We start from the raw sequence: 695 nt of genomic DNA, 5'->3' as shown, positions 1-695 counted from the left end.
TACGAGCACCGCCTGATCTCGCATTTCTATCCCGGCATGCTGTGCGCGGCACAGTCATCGGTGCACCGCGAGGACTTGGCCGACGCCGTGGTGCGCCTCGTCGATCGGCGGCACGACTTGCCGTCAGAACTGCCGCTGCTCGTCGGCGAACCCGACCCGCCCGGCTATGCCGAGATCCAGGACATCGTCGGGGAGGCGCTCCACGGCGAGGGCTGGAAGACGATCCGCATCCCGCAGCCGCTCGCGAAGGCCGGGATCATCCTGCAGAACGAAGCGCTCGGCAGCGACGACTTTATCCAGCCCTGGATGATCGACAGCAGCAACGACCACTATATCCTCGACATCTCGCGCGCACGGTCGCTGCTCGGGTGGGAACCGAAGCACAGCCTTCGCGACACGCTCCCGGCGATCGTCGCTGCGCTCAAGCGGCATCCGCGGGCCTGGTACCGGAACAACAAGCTCAACGAGAACCTGGTCGCGTGGGATGAAGAGCCAGAGGCCGAGCTTGCGGGGTCTGGCCACCACCAGCCCGCAGCGGCCGCCGGAACGGGCGGCATAGATCACGGCGGGATGGATCACAGCAAAATGGACCACGCGGCGATGGGGCACGGGTCCGGCGCCGCGGTCGCGGCCATGTCGGACCACGGCGGGCACGGCGATCACATGGCCTTGATGGACCGCGATGAGCGCCGCGC

General features: G+C 67.6%; 1 pseudogene. It reads left to right on the top strand.

From position 1 onward, the window contains the following. A pseudogene (locus F4U94_RS24185) lies at positions 1–695 on the top strand (DNA polymerase III subunit epsilon); the annotation flags it as partial.

Origin of the sequence: Sphingobium limneticum, from assembly GCF_008710155.1 — a bacterium.
Taxonomy (GTDB): domain Bacteria; phylum Pseudomonadota; class Alphaproteobacteria; order Sphingomonadales; family Sphingomonadaceae; genus Sphingobium; species Sphingobium limneticum.
Note: the sequence above shows the minus strand (reverse complement) of the source record. Positions and strands in the feature narration are given on the sequence as shown.